Annotated in this window: 18 protein-coding genes and 2 pseudogenes; 14 read left to right on the top strand and 6 right to left on the bottom strand. The window is 42.1% G+C overall.

All coding sequences use genetic code 11. The features are described 5' to 3' along the window. The first annotated feature begins 183 nt into the window (after positions 1 to 183). The 6 genes from TZ92_RS02935 to TZ92_RS02910 all read left to right on the top strand — a co-directional run bounded on the left by TZ92_RS02935 (position 184) and on the right by TZ92_RS02910 (position 3,971). Positions 184 to 756: a UbiA prenyltransferase family protein gene (locus TZ92_RS02935; protein ID WP_033629169.1), complete on the top strand. Its 573-nt coding sequence runs from the start codon at positions 184 to 186 to the stop codon at positions 754 to 756. 1 nt (position 757) lies between these two features. After that, the gene (locus TZ92_RS02930) at positions 758 to 1,426 is read left to right on the top strand and encodes a hypothetical protein (RefSeq protein WP_033629170.1); all 669 of its coding nucleotides are present in this window, start codon (positions 758 to 760) and stop codon (positions 1,424 to 1,426) included. Between the two features lie 121 nt (positions 1,427 to 1,547). Next, positions 1,548 to 2,219: a hypothetical protein gene (locus TZ92_RS02925; RefSeq protein ID WP_001226099.1), complete on the top strand. Its 672-nt coding sequence runs from the start codon at positions 1,548 to 1,550 to the stop codon at positions 2,217 to 2,219. 2 nt (positions 2,220 to 2,221) lie between these two features. Beyond that, on the top strand, positions 2,222 to 2,878 hold the full coding sequence (locus TZ92_RS02920) for a hypothetical protein (protein ID WP_033629171.1): 657 nt from the start codon (positions 2,222 to 2,224) through the stop codon (positions 2,876 to 2,878). A 78-nt stretch (positions 2,879 to 2,956) separates the two neighbouring features. Next, positions 2,957 to 3,514: a DUF3592 domain-containing protein gene (locus TZ92_RS02915; RefSeq protein ID WP_033629173.1), complete on the top strand. Its 558-nt coding sequence runs from the start codon at positions 2,957 to 2,959 to the stop codon at positions 3,512 to 3,514. A gap of 199 nt (positions 3,515 to 3,713) precedes the next feature. Further along, complete coding sequence (locus TZ92_RS02910; protein ID WP_000185160.1) at positions 3,714 to 3,971, top strand: metal-sensitive transcriptional regulator; 258 nt, start codon at positions 3,714 to 3,716, stop codon at positions 3,969 to 3,971. A 221-nt stretch (positions 3,972 to 4,192) separates the two neighbouring features. Here the strand turns inward: TZ92_RS02910 and TZ92_RS02905 are convergent, their stop codons facing one another. The 3 genes and pseudogenes from TZ92_RS02905 to TZ92_RS02900 form a co-directional block, all read right to left on the bottom strand. Next, on the bottom strand, positions 4,193 to 4,489 hold the full coding sequence (locus TZ92_RS02905; protein WP_033629174.1) for a rhodanese-like domain-containing protein: 297 nt from the start codon (positions 4,487 to 4,489) through the stop codon (positions 4,193 to 4,195). Further along, positions 4,479 to 4,815, bottom strand: a pseudogene (locus TZ92_RS10360) (rhodanese-like domain-containing protein); the annotation flags it as partial. The pseudogene TZ92_RS10360 and the gene TZ92_RS02905, both read right to left, overlap by 11 nt. A gap of 18 nt (positions 4,816 to 4,833) precedes the next feature. Beyond that, positions 4,834 to 5,142, bottom strand: coding sequence for a rhodanese-like domain-containing protein (locus TZ92_RS02900; protein ID WP_000468871.1), 309 nt, complete (start codon positions 5,140 to 5,142; stop codon positions 4,834 to 4,836). 175 nt (positions 5,143 to 5,317) lie between these two features. Between TZ92_RS02900 and TZ92_RS02895 the strand changes: the two genes are divergently transcribed. After that, positions 5,318 to 5,881: a sugar O-acetyltransferase gene (locus tag TZ92_RS02895; protein ID WP_033629175.1), complete on the top strand. Its 564-nt coding sequence runs from the start codon at positions 5,318 to 5,320 to the stop codon at positions 5,879 to 5,881. A gap of 39 nt (positions 5,882 to 5,920) precedes the next feature. Here the strand turns inward: TZ92_RS02895 and TZ92_RS02890 are convergent, their stop codons facing one another. After that, on the bottom strand, positions 5,921 to 6,604 hold the full coding sequence (locus TZ92_RS02890; RefSeq protein WP_033629225.1) for a DUF4956 domain-containing protein: 684 nt from the start codon (positions 6,602 to 6,604) through the stop codon (positions 5,921 to 5,923). Further along, positions 6,597 to 7,373: a polyphosphate polymerase domain-containing protein gene (locus TZ92_RS02885; protein WP_198921226.1), complete on the bottom strand. Its 777-nt coding sequence runs from the start codon at positions 7,371 to 7,373 to the stop codon at positions 6,597 to 6,599. Before TZ92_RS02885 ends, TZ92_RS02890 begins: the two co-directional genes overlap by 8 nt. Before the next feature lie 201 nt (positions 7,374 to 7,574). Here TZ92_RS02885 and TZ92_RS02880 point away from each other — a divergent pair, with 201 nt between their 5' ends. Beyond that, positions 7,575 to 8,810 carry a carbohydrate-binding domain-containing protein gene (locus tag TZ92_RS02880; RefSeq protein WP_033629176.1) on the top strand — a complete coding sequence of 412 codons (1,236 nt, stop codon included), beginning with the start codon at positions 7,575 to 7,577 and terminating at the stop codon, positions 8,808 to 8,810. A gap of 61 nt (positions 8,811 to 8,871) precedes the next feature. On the opposite strand, the pseudogene TZ92_RS10355 reads toward TZ92_RS02880, so the two are convergent. Continuing rightward, positions 8,872 to 9,006, bottom strand: a pseudogene (locus TZ92_RS10355) (low temperature requirement protein A); the annotation flags it as partial. Between the two features lie 229 nt (positions 9,007 to 9,235). Here TZ92_RS10355 and TZ92_RS02875 point away from each other — a divergent pair. The 6 genes from TZ92_RS02875 to TZ92_RS02850 all read left to right on the top strand — a co-directional run bounded on the left by TZ92_RS02875 (position 9,236) and on the right by TZ92_RS02850 (position 14,828). Then, positions 9,236 to 9,952: an ABC transporter ATP-binding protein gene (locus TZ92_RS02875; protein ID WP_033629177.1), complete on the top strand. Its 717-nt coding sequence runs from the start codon at positions 9,236 to 9,238 to the stop codon at positions 9,950 to 9,952. A gap of 1 nt (position 9,953) precedes the next feature. After that, the gene (locus TZ92_RS02870) at positions 9,954 to 11,036 is read left to right on the top strand and encodes an ABC transporter permease (RefSeq protein ID WP_033629178.1); all 1,083 of its coding nucleotides are present in this window, start codon (positions 9,954 to 9,956) and stop codon (positions 11,034 to 11,036) included. 39 nt (positions 11,037 to 11,075) lie between these two features. Then, positions 11,076 to 11,699: a TetR/AcrR family transcriptional regulator gene (locus TZ92_RS02865; protein WP_033629180.1), complete on the top strand. Its 624-nt coding sequence runs from the start codon at positions 11,076 to 11,078 to the stop codon at positions 11,697 to 11,699. 272 nt (positions 11,700 to 11,971) lie between these two features. Next, entirely contained in the window at positions 11,972 to 12,736 is a 765-nt protein-coding gene (locus TZ92_RS02860; protein ID WP_033629181.1) for a nucleoside phosphorylase, read from the top strand. A gap of 33 nt (positions 12,737 to 12,769) precedes the next feature. After that, entirely contained in the window at positions 12,770 to 14,149 is a 1,380-nt protein-coding gene (locus TZ92_RS02855; protein ID WP_033629182.1) for a TrkH family potassium uptake protein, read from the top strand. 13 nt (positions 14,150 to 14,162) lie between these two features. After that, entirely contained in the window at positions 14,163 to 14,828 is a 666-nt protein-coding gene (locus tag TZ92_RS02850; RefSeq protein ID WP_001283884.1) for a potassium channel family protein, read from the top strand. The last annotated feature ends 104 nt before the right edge of the window (positions 14,829 to 14,932 follow it).

The following is a 14,932-nucleotide window of genomic DNA, read 5'->3' as shown; positions in this document are numbered from 1 at the left end:
GTATCTGCCGGGGATATTTTCCCTTTTCTGGGGGTTCATGCTATAATACTAATAAACTTTTCTTTCTCTAGACGGCAAATGCCGAAAATCGGCTAGACTGCTGGCAATCGTTGTCACGATGCTTTTAAGAGAAAGTAGGATTCTGTTTGAGTATCCGTATTGAGTTTAGGAGACGGGAAATAGATGGACACAAGTGTAAAAAATTTAATCAGTATGGGCCCTCTGGAGGACTCTTTTATCTATTATGATCTGAAGAATCAAGTATTCTACGGTGTAAAACAAGGTATGAATTATTCAGCCATTGCAGCCCCTATTGCAATCTATTCCTTGCAACGACTGTCAAAGTTGCTCAACCAAACCTTTGGAGATGTCTCCTCACCTTTCAATCTGATCTTCTTTATCCTGATGTCTCTGTTTTTAGCTTTTGGGACCATTCTCCTTGCCAAATCTACCCGACGCAACATGAAGACAGATAGATTTAGAAAAGTTCGACTAACAAAAGCCAATATCAAAACACTTAGGAGAAAATCTAGGGCGTTGACAGTAGTTGGCTACATTTTTGTTTTAATAACGATTTTTTCAGCCTATCGTTATCTGGCTGTTTCTGATTTTCAATTTTTACTTATGTACATGTTAGGGATTAGTATTCTTACATATATGGTCTATGATTTTCGGATGAAAACGCGCAAACGACTGTTCAAGGAGCTGATGGAGACATTACAGGACGATAGCCGAGAAAAAGAGGGAGAAATGTAAGATGAGAAAAATCATTTATATAGGTCAAGGAAACCAGCAATCCGTCTACTATAATACAAGGACGAGAGAGGCTTTAGCGACAGAATCTAGCGCCTCGTCAGAAACCGACGGTGCTATCAGTTCAAAGAAATCCAAGTGGCCTTGGGTTGTCTTCTTTGCTTTCTTGCTAGTTGCTGTCATCAGTATTTGGATTCGTTCCTTGATAGCGCCTTTTAGATTGAGTGAGTGGATGGTTCCAATCCATCTAGTCGCTATCCTTTTTGTTTTTATCGGAAGTGTTTATGGATTTGAAAAACTCTTCTACAGTGGGGCTAAGTCGCTTGTCCCAGCAAGTGAAGAGCAGTTTAAAGATGCTGTTGAAAGTAGTACTTTTTGGAGGAAGTCTCCAGATAAGGAACCAACAGTCGATAAAATCATCTTGTATCTATTTGTTATCCTCGTTCTTCTATTTGTTTTTGTTATTGTTGTGTTCTTTGCCATACCTGGGACCTTCATTCCCTACTATGAACATGAATGGTTTGAGCCGTCGATGTTCATGGTGCCAATCGGAGCAACGATCGTCCCAATTAGTGTCGTACTGCTCTTGTTCCAAAACAACCCTATCCGCTGGCTGTTAGCCGTACGAAAATACAAGCAGGGGAAAGTATTATTTAGGGAAGAGAAGAACTAGAAACACGAGAGAAACGCTATTACCATTACCAGTGGTTGGTGATGGTGATGTTTTATCAACAACCTATGATAAAATTGAAGTTTCTGATTATAGTGATTAGTGAAAACTGTGGTGATTTTATATGAGAAAAATAATTTTTATTGGACAGAGCGGTGATAAGGCCGTTTACTATAATACGCGAACAAAAGAGGCTCTTGTAGCAGATAAGAGTGCCTTGTTAAATACAGAAGGGGCTAGGAGATCGAATAGGGGGATTGCTCCTTTAATTGCTATATTCTCTTTGTTAGGTTTACTCGGAGGATTTGTTGCAATACCAATTTTCTCAGGCCTTCGTTATAATAGTGGGATGGTTCCTATTTTTATTCTTTGTCTTTCCTTTATCCTATTTGGATTTATATGGATGATGGAAGTCGCCTTATATAAAGGAGTGAAACGAGTCCAAGGAGCAACAAAGAAAGAGTTTAAAGAAGCAGTTTATTCAAATTTGTTCTGGGAAAATTTTAGTGAGAAAAAAGCGACGTTTGCGAAAATGTTGGCTTTTATGATTGTCATGCTACTAGTTTTTATGACTACTATAGTAATATTTGCTGCTGCAATTCCGGGTACTATTGACTCATTCAATAAGCAAGAGGCATTTGATATACAAATCTTTTTCTCGCCTTTAGCAGGTCTCTTTCCTGCCTTGTTGTACCTTTTCTTATTCCAAAACAACCCTATCCGCTGGTTCTTAGCTGTGCGAAAATATGAACAGGGGAAAGTGATATTTAATGAAGAAATAGAAAAGAGAGGATGATAATGTCACAAGAGAGATATTTGCAGATCAAAAAAGAGCATCAAGTTCGTAAGTTTGTGGGGCGTTTCCTCTTCATTCTTCTCGCTATACTCGATGTTCTACTGGTATCAAGTCATTCCAATTATGTCCCGCTTGTAACGGTGGCTATGGTAACGATTGTGCCTTTTAATCATTTTCTACTTGGTCCTCTTAGGAGACAGAAAAAAGCTATAGAAAAAGAGCATCCAGAATGGAAAATACTCAGTACGAAGGGAGTAAAGGTTCCCTCGGCTGAAGCCAATAAAAGAACCTTGGCTGGTATTGGGATCTTGACGGCCTTGCTGTTGTCTTTTGGGCTATTCTATAAACCTGTGAAACAGCCGAACGTCCAAGTAAACAATCCACCTAAACTTGATTTTAACACGCCTGAAACGTCCAAGTCTTCTGAGTCGTCGAGTCCCTCTAAGACCAAAGAATCTAGTTCCTCAGAGTCGAAATCCTCGTCTTCGACTGAACAAAGTTCTAAAACCGAAAGTTCAGGAACAAAGCCGTCAAAAAGCGAGTCCAATAATTCATATTACCAGATTCCAGGACTTACTGACGAACAGGTGAGAGATATCATATCAAAATCTGTGAGAGATTTGAGAGAAAAACAGTCAAAAGAAAAATCCGAAGAGTAAACTTGAGGGATTCGATACCGATTCTGGACGAGTGAGTTCTTTGGGATTTTACTCTATAGAATAACAGGAGGAATTCATATGAATAAAGAAGTGATTGGTTTGATAGTTGGGACAATCGTCACCTTCCTATCTTTTGTATTTGTGTGTGGGACCTTTCTTTTCCTCTATCTTCGGGATCAGAAGTTGGTCCGCCTTGCCAAGTCATCCGTACAGGGAACGGTTATCGGCTATAGCCGTTTTCGTGAGGGGTATCCACCTATCGTCGAATACACGGTGGATGGGATTTCTTATAAGAAAACTTTGCAGTATTTTATGTTCAAAACGGTCACAATTCCGTGGGGGACTACTAAATTTTTAAAGGACTATACAAGAGAAGATATGCTGGCACCTTCGATCACTCGCTACAGCAACTCCTTTGTTTCCTTCAAACGCTTGATGCAGACCCATTTCCCCCTTCATTCGGAGCTGACAGTCTGGTATGATCCAGACAAGCCGACCAGGGCCTATGTCGAACGTTACAGCGGAATGGACAAGTTTTACAAGTGGTTTGGTATCGGATTTGGGCTGGCTCTAGTTATAGTCTATGGGATAGTGATCCTAGCCTTTTTGTCCAATTTGTCCAAGATATACGCATAAAGGTCAGTTGGTTGAAAGGAAACGTGACTTCCCATCGAGCTTCAAGGAGGACAGAGTTTCTTTTCCATTTCCATGCTCACCTATCTTTTTTGTCTGATACAGAGAAAAGGTTGCCTCCCACAAATACAGACAGGAAGTGAATTTTGACAAAGCCCCTTATTCGAGATATAATGAAGAAAAAGTGACCAAGGATAAATCAATGACAAACTCAAAGTATATCACACGCCTGAAGCGTTCAGAGGGCCAGTTGCGTGGGATTCAAAAGATGATTGAAGAAGATCGTGACTGTGCAGATATTGTTACGCAGTTGACAGCAGTGAAATCTAGCGTTGAGCGCGTGATTGAGATGATCATTACTGAAAATCTCACAGGCTGTATCAACCAACCATTAGACGACCCTGAGGCTCAAAAGGAACGCCTAGAAAAGGCCATCCGATACCTGATTAAACGGAAATAAACTAATTTGCTATTGATAAACAATGCAGACAAAGGTATTTAAGTCTATTTTGATAAAGAAATCATGTTGGCCAAACGGGTGAGTTCCTCCAATACCAATGAGCAACCTCTTTTTAGATACCGTCAATGTGCTTCGTTTTTAGAAGTGACGGGCTACGAGCCCTATATTAGTGGGTTGCAGAAATGAAAAAAACCGATTAAGTTCCTTAATCGGTTTTTTGCTTATTTTACTTGACAGGGCCAAGCATTCATACCACCTTCTACATTGATAACGGTGATGCCTTGGGCGCTTAGAAATTCACAAGCAGATGCGGAACGGACTCCACCTTGACAGATGACATGATATTCCTGGTCAGGTTTGAGTTCTTTGTAACCTTGCTCCAAGGTACTTAAAGGCAGATTTTTGGCACCTGGTGCATGTCCTGCTTGGAATTCATGTCCCTCACGTACATCGATAAGGTTTAGATTTTCATTTAGGTATTTTTCATAAAAATCAGCCATGCTGATATTAGTTTCCATATTCGACTCCTTCTGGATTAGTCATTTTATATAGTGAATAAGCGTCGTCAAGGTTTTGGACGGAAATTCCTACCACTGGAGGCTACGCTCTGTGATATAGTTGCGCAAAACGCTGTGGCAGCTAAGGATGTAGGTTTGGTTCTTGTCTGGTTCATCCAAGCTCTCCCCTAGTTCATTTAGGGGATATGGATGATATCGATCTTGGGTCGCCCCCCTGAAATTCGCTACTTATCCGTACATCTAGGGATTTTGGCCCTTAGTCAGATCGTCTTCGAGCGGACACCTTGGATATGGTCGCTCAGGCCTTCGATAAGGTTCAAGGCTGCCTAGCCCATTTTATGCTTCTAGATGACCTTACCTGTCCAAGCGCTCATACCGCCTCGGACATTGATAACATCATAGCCTTTTTTCTTAAGCTTTTTCGCAGCTAGTTTGCTTCGCACACCAGAATGACAAATGACATAAAGTGTTTCTTTTGTCGCTGGTGTGTAGGAACCAATTTCAGTTAGAGGGACATTCTTGGCATTTTTAATATGACCTCTACGGAATTCCATAGGCGTCCGAACATCCAGTAGTTGAATCGGTTCTCTGAGTTTAGCTTCTAACTCGCTGGTAGAAATACTGTCAATTTTTGTAAATAATAAGTGAAACATTGGCACCTCCTAGCATACCCTTATGGGGTATATTAAACCATGAAGTCAAGCTTTTGTCAAGCAAGTTGTTTTAACTTGGGAGGGGAATGGTTTCGAGAGTCTAGAAAGTAGGCTATTCTTGACCTTTCAAAGGCTTTTTGATATGATGGGGCCAAAGTAAGTGTGAGGTGATAAGATGGCTAGCGAATACCAGAAAATGATAGCAGGGGAGCCTTACCGTCCGTCGGATCCTGAATTACGGACCTTGGCGCAGGCTTCTCGCCAAAAACAAGCTGCCTTTAACAAGGAAGAAGATCCCTTGAAGGGATCCGAAATCATCAAGACTTGGTTTGGCTCAACTGGGCAAAATCTTTATATCAATCCACGCTTGGTGGTGGACTACGGTGTCAATATCCATCTAGGGGAAAATTTTTATTCTAATTGGAACTTGACCATGCTGGATGTTTGTCCGATTCGCATCGGGAACAACGCCATGCTTGGCCCCAACTGTCAGTTTTTAACCCCACTCCATCCACTGGATCCGGATGAACGCAATTCAGGGGTCGAATATGGAAAGCCCATCACCATTGGAGATAATTTCTGGGCTGGAGGTGGCGTCATTGTCCTTCCTGGAGTGACACTGGGCAATAACGTCGTCGCTGGAGCAGGAGCCGTGATCACCAAGTCCTTTGGAGACAATGTCGTCCTAGCTGGCAATCCTGCGCGAGTTATCAAGGAAATCCCAATAAAAGAAAACTAAAAAGAACAGCTTGGGCTGTTCTTTTTATGAGCTTTAGTCTTATAGATTTTTCTTCTTTTTGGCTTTCTTGGTCAAGGAAACATCGCACTGAGAAATCTTGCTTGTCAGGTAGCTTGTCAGTTGAAAGTCGTCTACTTGAGGATTGAGATCAACTTCGTAGACGGTTTGCAAGGATTCACCAGCATTGCTGGTATCTACTGAGATGAGGTCAGACTCAGTGCAAAATTGATCCAGCGCAACCTGGATAGTATCTAGGCGGTCTTCTTTATTGGGAAGTGTGATGGTCAAGAGTCTACGACGTTGGTGATTGCTCTTGCTCTGTTGTTTTTCCAAAAGGAGCCAAATACCTAGGATAAAGATTGTGAAGAGTACGGCCAAGAGAAGGTATCCTGTCCCTGCCGCCAGACCGATGATCATGGCTAGAAAGATAGCGATCAGCTCTCGAGAGCCACTCGTTGCAGAACGGAAACGAATGAGACTAAAGGTCCCTGCTACTGCAATCGACGTTCCGAGACTGCCATTGACGAGGAAGATGACCAGCGTCATCAAACAAGGTAAAAGAGTCAAACTGATGACAAATTCCCGTGTGTAAAGAGTCCGTTGCTTGTAGGCCCAGCTGAGTGCTAGTCCTAGAAAAAGACTGACGACAAGGGCGAGTAGGAGTTGGAGGGGGTCAGCAGTGGCGGTTGCGTCGTTGAAAATAGAGTTAAAAAGATTAGACATAAGCATTACCTACACTTTCTCCGATAGGTTGTGGGGCATAGGCCAGTCCTTGTGATTTATGGTAGGCGCAGGAGTATTTTGAGAATTTTTGCTCTACCAGACCATACTTATCAAGGAGATCCTCTAGCCATTGCGGTTTGTCACCAGGCGCCTTGATTTCCATGATGACCAGATCTTCATCTAAGAGAGGCAAGCCTTCCTTGTCTGCGAATAGGCTGACCTGTTTATCACGATAGGTCAGATTTTGGTCAAGAGTGACACGAATTTTCTGGTAGGGGAATCCTTGTATTTTCTTTTTTTCTTTTAGTGAAAAACGGTCATAAGAGATATAGATACGCGGTTTGAGAGCCTCGCTGTAGCGTTGACGTAGCTTTTGAACCTCTGCTACCAGAAAGCTATCTTTGATCAGGTTTCCTCCCCAGCCCTTAGTGATGAGCTGGGTGATGGTATCTGACTGGGATAGGACGCGGTGCTTGTGACCGACACCAGCTTCGTCTTTGGACTTGATTTCTAGAAAGGCAGGGCTGTCAGCGCTTGGCTGTGCGAGATAGGTCCGCATACGAATTTTTTCTTTCTTATGCTGATCCTGCAAGGAGTCTTGGATGAGCTGAAAATCTTCTGTATCAAAGTAGATATTAGAAATGGTTGAAGTCGGATAGTCGTCCTCGACGAGGTAGTCTTTCAAATCTTCTATTAAATCCTGTAAGTCTGTTTTAGAGACCAGGTACTTGGTTTCGATCCGTTCAAAGCTTGTTTCTAGGGGTTTCATAAGCAATTTCTCCTTTAGATAAATCATAGATTAAACAAGGTAAACTTGCTTGGAACAAGTCTAGAGGACATTTCTAAAAGTTTTATTAAGCGAAACTTAATTGAAACTGAATTTAAGGAAACTTTCAGAAAAGTTTTAGTTTTGTTTCAGGAATCTTCTGTAGACTGTCTAGCTATATCATACGAAGGAGAGGAAAAAGGCATGAAATCAAAAAAATGGACCCTACTCGCAACGAGTTTAACGGCAATGGTGCTGATGGCAGCATGTGCCCAGTCAACAACTACATCCAATACCAAGGCAACGACAAATAGTGCCACAACAACTGCAACAAAGACAAACCAATCATCCTATTTTACAGAGAAGGACAATGATACTTCTTATGACGAAAGCACAGCTTCTAAGATTGAGTTATCTGGCTCATCTGCAAACGTCTCTGGAGATGGGGTGACAGTCTCTGAATCAACAGTGACAATCACAAAATCTGGAACCTATGTAATTTCAGGTCAGTCTGACGGAGTGCAGATCAAGATCGAGGCAGATAAGTCTGCAGATGTTCATCTAGTCCTAAAAGGTGCGACCATGACCAATACCAATGCAGCGATATCTGCGACATCAGCTGGTCATGTCTACTTGACTCTAGCAGAGGGAACCACCAACAGTCTCTCTGACTCAAGCTCTAACAGCGACGAAAAAGCTGACGCAGCTCTCTTTTCTAAGGTGGATTTGACCATCAACGGGAAAGGAACTCTCAATGTAGATGGCAAGAAGAACAATGGTATCAAGGCTAATGACACTCTCCACATCACGGGTGGAACCTATAACATCACAGCAGTTGGCGATGCCTTTAATGTCAATGATGAACTCAACATCACTAGTACGACCATGACTATCGATGCCAAGGAAGATGGCGTAAAGGTGGACAATGACGAGGATACTTCAGTCGGAACCATGTACCTATCCAACAACAACATCACCGTCACAGCAGGAGATGATGGCATCCACGCATCAGGTGATTTGGTTATCGATAGTGGTACCTACACCGTCAAGAATTCGACAGAAGGACTTGAAGGTAAGTCGATCACTATCAACGGTGGGGACATTAGTATCTATTCGACAGATGATGGAGTCAACGCAGCTAATAAAAACGCCCAACAGAGTGAAATCTTCTTCACTATGAACGGTGGGAACCTGACAGTAGAAGTCGGTCAAGGGGACACAGACCCAATCGACTCAAACGGCAATATAACGGTCACAGGCGGAACCATTAAAATGACTGGTCAAACAGGTTTTGACTTTGATGGAACTGCGACCTACACAGGTGGAGATATCTATCTCAACGGCAAAAAACAAACGGAAATCGTCAACTCTATGCCTGTAGGTGGTGGACCAAATGGAGGCCCTCAAGGCGGAGGTCCAGCCCCTGGCGGACAAGGATAAAAAAGAATCTCCTTTCTCGAAAGAGAAGGGAGAGTTTTTGTGTTTGAGAGATGAATTGTAGCTAAAATAACTTCCAATCAGGACTTGAGAATTTCTTGGTTCGGGTTATATAAAAATGCGTGAAATGGATTTCCATTGCCAAGGTCATTAGAGTTGCGATAGCAATGACGATGGTAGGATTGGCCGAGAAAAGTAGAGGAAGAATAGGCCTTTAAAAAGTGGACAGGAAAGACCATTTCGGAGTATAGAGAGGAAGTTCAAAAACATTTTTAGAAATAAGACATATGCATTATAAACATCAGATACGAATCTGGTGTTTTATTTTTTAAAGAATTTAACCCTTTCTCTTGACAAGTGAGTGATTACTCACTATAATAGCTTCTGTGATTTAAAAAGTGAGTATTAACTCACCGAGGAGGAAGTAAATGAAAACATTACTACATTTACAAGATTTAGTAAAATCTTTTGACCATCAAATAGTTCTGAATCATGTCAGCTTTGAATTGCAGCCAGGAGAAATTATAGGCTTAATTGGTCCGTCTGGTGCTGGTAAATCAACTATGATTAAGACCATGTTAGGGATGGAAAAAGCTGACGGAGGGGTTGCTTTAGTGTTAAATCACACAATGCCCAATCGCTATATTTTAGGAGATATTGGCTATATGGCCCAATCAGATGCTTTATACGAGTCCTTGTCAGGCCAAGAAAATCTGGAATTTTTTGGTCAGCTAAAGGGGCTTTCTAAAAAAGACCTAAAGGCGGAAATTGCTCATATAGCTCAAGTAGTAGATCTGACAGACTACTTAAACAAGGCGGTATCTGGTTATTCTGGAGGAATGAAACGGCGTTTGTCTCTTGCTATCGCGCTGTTAGGAAATCCTCAACTCTTGATTTTGGACGAACCGACAGTTGGAATCGACCCTTCTCTTCGAAAGAAAATCTGGAAAGAATTATTCGCGCTTAGAGACAATGGGGTTGGGATATTAGTTACTACCCATGTTATGGATGAAGCAGAGTTGACGGATAAGGTCGGCTTATTATTAGACGGAAAAATCATTGCTTTTGATACACCGCAACACTTAAAAGAAAGTTATCAAGCTTCAAGTATTGAAGAAGTATTTTTAAAAGCAGAAGGTGAGTAAAATGAGAACAATAGCGATTGCAAAAAAAGTCATCAAAGAATTACTTCGTGACAAACGAACTCTAGCCCTGATGTTTATAGCACCTGTTTTTATCATGTGGTTGATGAATCTCATGTTTTCAGCTAGTACAACCGTGAATGTCAAGTTAGCAACACAGGATCTACCAACTGGTTTGGTAACGAAAATGGATGAGCTCGATCATGTGGACGTCGAGACTTATCAAGACTTAGATCAAGCCAAAGAAGCGCTAGCAAATGAAAAAGTCGATGCTGTGATTTCTTATAAAAACGGTGAGTACCAGGTCGACTACGCAAACACAGACGCCTCCAAAACATCTATGATACGACAAGTGTTACGAACGAGTATCGCCAGTGAAGGCACCGATCAGTTACTATCTCGTGTTAAACAAGCTCTTCCACAATTGGACTCGGACGCAAAAACACCAGAAATCAAGGAGTCTTACCAGTATGGAGATGAAAACACAAGCTTCTTTACCAGTATGATTCCGGTTTTGATAGGTTTTGTAGTTTTCTTCTTTGTCTTTTTGATTTCAGGTATGGCGCTTTTGAAAGAGCGCACCAGTGGAACACTAGAACGTTTGTTAGCAACACCAGTGAAACGATCTGAAATCGTCTATGGCTATATGTTGTCTTACGGTATTATTGCGATTTTTCAAACGGCAGTTGTCGTTTTAGCAGCAATTTGGCTACTAGATGTAGAAGTTGTAGGAAGTATTTTAAATGTTATAATAGTTAATGTGGTACTGGCTCTTGTAGCACTAGCTTTTGGAATTCTCTTGTCTACTCTAGCAAAATCAGAATTCCAAATGATGCAATTTATTCCTCTCGTGATTATGCCCCAACTTTTTTTCTCAGGAATTATTCCATTGTCATCCATGGGAGAGTGGGCTCTAACTGTGGGGAAATTTTTGCCATTAACCTATTCTGGTGATGCAATAAGCCAGATTATTCTTTACGGACACAATCTTGGTGATATTTTGCCAAATCTTGGTGTTTTAATGGTTTTCTTGATCATTTTAACAATTCTTAATATTGTTGGATTGCGTCGTTATCGTAAAGTTTAGAAATCAACATAAATAATGCTAAAAAGGTGTGAAGATTAGATGGATAAGACTGTTTTTGAATCGTTTGAAGATTACTTAGAAGAAGCGAATTACCCTCAAGGAAAGAAAAAAATCATGCAGGCAGCAGTGGATCTCATATCAACCAGGAGTTACCATGGGACCTCAACTCTTCACATAGCTGAGCGTGCTGGACTAAGCCAGGCAACTTTGTTTAAGTATTTTAAGACGAAGGATGATCTACTGACGGCTATTTTACATCCTGTAGTCCCAGGCATTTTCGGTAGTTTTTTTGAGGAACTCTTAGCTTTTGAAACGACAGAAGAGAGGGTTCGTTATCTCGTCCATGATCGTATGAGCTATCTCAAAAAAAATCGTGCTTTGATGAAAATCATTCTGCAGGAGAGTTTTTCAAATAAAAAACTAAAAAATGAACAGATTTTTATCTGGAATGCTATTCAAGATAAACTTCGAGTACTTCATAAGGAATTGCTGGCAGATCCACGTGTAAATCCAGAGTTAACGAGTCCTCAAATGGTTCGTATTTGTGTTGGCCCGTTGTTGGCTTACTTCGCTCAGCTTTATATCGTTAGCGATAATGGAGAAATAAAAGAGGAAGACTTAGACTTATTAGAAAAACAGATTTTAGGTGGTTTGTGGAAATAAGGGAGTTCTAGAAGAACTAAGGTTTATTTACTTGACTTTCAAACAAGCTAAAAAAGACATGTTCTGCTTATTTCAGATTCATGTCTTTTTGTTATTGGATTTGATATGTTTTTATAACTCCTCAATCACTTTGCCAAAACAGAAACCGACTTCTCCAGCGGTGCAACGATTTCTCAAGTGTATGGAAGAGGAGATTTCTGGATTGATAAAGACAACTCCTTGACACTCCGTCAGCTTTTGATACAATAGTACAAAATTAGAGGAGGTGGGTTATGATTCAGAAACATGCAATTCCCATTTTAGAGTTTGATGACAATCCCCAGGCGGTCCTTATGCCAACACATGAGGGACTAGATTTAAAGTTGCCAAAGAAGTGCATCTATGCATTTTTGGAGGAGGAAATCGACCGTTATGCTCAGGAAGTAGGGGCGGATTGTGTTGGTGAGTTCGTTTCGGCCACCAAGACTTATCCAGTCTACGTCCTCAACTACAAGGGTGAGGAGATTTGTCTAGCCCAGGCGCCCGTAGGCTCTGCCCCAGCGGCCCAGTTTATGGATTGGTTGATTGGCTATGGTGTGGAGCAAATTATTTCCACTGGAACCTGTGGAGTTCTAGCCGATATAGAGGAGAATGCCTTTCTCGTCCCTGTTCGCGCTTTGCGAGATGAGGGAACTAGCTACCATTATGCAGCACCTTCTCGTTATATGGAGATGCAGATTGAGGCTGTCTCTGCCATTGAGCAAATCTTGGAGCAAATAGGCATCCCTTACGAGGAAGTCATGACCTGGACGACAGATGGTTTTTACCGAGAGACGGCTGAAAAGGTTGCTTATCGTAAGGAAGAAGGCTGTGCTGTTGTGGAGATGGAGTGTTCGGCTCTTGCGGCAGTAGCTCAGCTACGTGGGGTTGTCTGGGGAGAACTGCTCTTTACCGCAGATTCCTTGGCGGATCTAGACAACTACGACAGTCGTGACTGGGGTTCTGAAGCTTTTGACAAGGCACTCGAACTCTGTCTTGCCATTGTGCACTACATGTGAGTGTTCTGACTGTTTTTATGGTAGAATGTAGCTATGTTATTCAAATCTTTTTTGGAAAAAATCAAAACGAATCTGGCTCGTTTATCGCCAGCCCGTCGCATCTTTTTAAGTTTTGCCCTAGTAATCTTCTTGGGCTCGCTCCTTTTAAGCCTTCCCTTTGTGCAAGCAGCAACGTCACAAGCGACCTACTTTGATCATCTCTTTACAACGGTGTCCATGGTCTGTGTGACAGGGCTCTTCACCCTGCCAGTGGCTTCTACTTATAATATCTGGGGGCAGTTAATCTGTATGCTCTTGATCCAGATTGGTGGTTTGGGGCTTATGACCTTTATCGGAATCTTTTATATCCAAGGCAAGCAAAAGCTCAGCCTTCGTGGCCGGGAGACCATTCAAGAAAGTTTCAGTTATGGAGAAACCCAGTCTCTAAAGGATTTCATCCGCTCGATCTTTCTGACGACTTTTTTAGTGGAAGGGATCGGTGCCTTTCTCCTGAGTTTTCGCTTTATTCCTGAATTTGGCTGGGGACGAGGGGTGTTAACTTCTATCTTTTTGGCTGTTTCAGCTTTCTGTAATGCTGGATTTGATAATTTTGGAAGTACGAGTTTGGTAGCTTTTCAAACGGACCCCTTGATCAATCTAGTGATTGCAGGATTGATTATCACGGGTGGTCTAGGATTTATGGTCTGGTTTGACCTAGCGACCCAGATTGGGAAAAAGAAAAAACGCCGTCTGCGTTTCCATACCAAGTTGGTTCTCTTTTTAACGGCGGGAATTCTGCTCTTTGGAACCGTATCGACTTTGTTCATCGAGTGGAACAATCCTGGAACGATTGGAAATCTCAGCGCTCCAGAGAAACTACTGGTTAGTTTCTTCCAGACCGTCAGCATGAGAACGGCAGGCTTTGCTTCCATTGACTATACCCAGGCTCGACCGGTGACCTTGTTCATCTATATCCTACAGATGTTTCTAGGAGGGGCGCCTGGAGGGACAGCAGGGGGGCTCAAGATTACGACCTTCTTTGTCTTGTTGGTCTTTGCTCGTAGCGAACTATTGGGCTTGCCTCATGCCAATGTGGCTCGGAGGACCATTGAACCCCGAACTGTGCAAAAATCTTTCAGTGTCTTTATTATCTTCTTGCTAACATTCTTGCTGGGCTTGATCCTGCTAGGGGTAACCGCAGAGGGAAATCCGCGCTTTATCTACCTCATGTTTGAGACTATTTCAGCGCTTGCGACAGTTGGAGTGACGGCAAATTTAACGCCGGAGTTAGGTAAGTTAGCCCTCAGCATCGTTATGTTGTTGATGTTTATCGGCCGTATTGGTCCCTTGACACTACTGGTTAGTGTAGCGGAATACCAGCCAGACAAGAAAGATACGATTCACTATATGAAAGCAGATATCACTATCGGATAAGAAAGGAAAAACGATGTCAGATCGGACAATTGGAATTTTAGGCTTGGGAATTTTTGGGAGCAGTGTTTTGGCTGCCCTAGCCAAGCATGACATGAATATCATTGCTATTGATGACCACGAGGAACGCATTAATCAATTTGAACCAGTGTTGGCGCGTGGAGTAGTTGGAGATATCACGGATGAAGAACTCCTTCTATCAGCGGGGATTGACACCTGTGATACCGTAGTTGTCGCAACGGGTGAAAATCTGGAGTCCAGTGTTCTTGCGGTTATGCACTGCAAAAGTCTAGGAGTGCCGACCGTCATTGCCAAGGTCAAAAGCCATACAGCTAAAAAGGTGTTGGAAAAAATTGGTGCAGACGCAGTCATCTCACCAGAGTTTGAAATGGGGCGCTCATTGGCACAGACCATCCTCTTTCATAACAGCGTAGACGTCTTTCAGCTGGACAAGAATGTTTCGATTGTCGAGATGAAAATCCCCCAATCATGGGTAGGTAAAAGCCTCAGTCAGTTAGATTTGCGTGGGCGATACAACCTCAACGTACTTGGCTTTCGTTCCTACGAAAATGCTCCTCTGGATGTTCAATTCGGACCCAATGACCTCTTGCAGGCAGATGCCTATATCATGGCCGTCATTAATAACCAACATCTGGACACCCTAGCTGAACTGAGTGAGTAGGAGAGGAAGGGTACTCTCTTTCCAAATAATTAACGAGTCAATATAAGTATTTTATAAGAGGGATTTAAGAAAAATTTTAACTTTTTCTTAATCCTTTTTAATTT

It is taken from the genome of Streptococcus oralis subsp. oralis, assembly GCF_000960035.1.
Taxonomy (GTDB): Bacteria; Bacillota; Bacilli; order Lactobacillales; family Streptococcaceae; genus Streptococcus; species Streptococcus oralis_G.
This window is presented reverse-complemented; position numbering and strand designations above follow the sequence as displayed.